This is a genomic window from Staphylococcus sp. HMSC34G04 (assembly GCF_001838765.1).
GTDB classification, from domain to species: Bacteria; Bacillota; Bacilli; order Staphylococcales; family Staphylococcaceae; genus Staphylococcus; species Staphylococcus epidermidis.
In genome coordinates this window covers 1-248 of record NZ_KV838703.1, presented here as the reverse complement: position 1 = coordinate 248, position 248 = coordinate 1, and the positions used below count along the sequence as shown (strand labels likewise).

General features: G+C 29.8%; 1 protein-coding gene. It reads right to left on the bottom strand.

The features are described 5' to 3' along the window. A partial coding sequence (locus HMPREF3241_RS02055; protein WP_141763168.1) for a helix-turn-helix domain-containing protein occupies positions 1-170 on the bottom strand: 170 nt, incomplete at its 3' end. Positions 171-248: the final 78 nt, after the last annotated feature.

Below are 248 nucleotides of genomic sequence, written 5' to 3'. Positions count from 1 at the left end.
TGTTGTGAAAATCTATAACTTTCCCCATTTCGATACCATCGCCACCAAGTTTTCACTTGTGTTCTATTTCTAATATTTAATTCTTTCATAATTTCTTTTGTTGAAAATCCTGCTGCTTTCATTTCAACTGCTTTATACTTTGTTTCTACTGAATAAGAAACTCTTTTCATAGAAAAAACACCTCCGTATGATTCATTTTAATATGAATTCAACGAAAGTGTTTTTATATAATTCCCACTAATTGGGGT